The organism is Pseudoalteromonas sp. P1-9, assembly GCF_001399975.1.
Taxonomy (GTDB): Bacteria; Pseudomonadota; Gammaproteobacteria; order Enterobacterales; family Alteromonadaceae; genus Pseudoalteromonas.
Genome location: NZ_LKBD01000199.1, coordinates 1 through 215 on the forward strand (window position 1 = coordinate 1; position 215 = coordinate 215).

Here is a 215-nt window from a genome sequence, read left to right on the forward strand (position 1 = left end):
CCGTTAATGGTTGAAGACATTCGCGATAAGAGCGAAGCCGAGCAGGACGCTTATCTAGCACAATGGCAAGAGTCCCGTAAAACCCATGTCTTTGATTGGGAGCAAGGGCCGCTGTATCAAGTTGCAATCTTCTTGCGCAGTGATGAGAGCTTTGAATTCATCATTAGCTTCCACCACTCTATTTTAGACGGTTGGAGCCGGGTAAGTCTTACTAC

Annotated in this window: 1 protein-coding gene; it reads left to right on the forward strand. The window is 47.4% G+C overall.

What is annotated here, in order from left to right:
* The coding region (locus AN214_RS22145; RefSeq protein WP_152960874.1) for a condensation domain-containing protein at positions 1 to 215 on the forward strand (215 nt) is incomplete at both ends.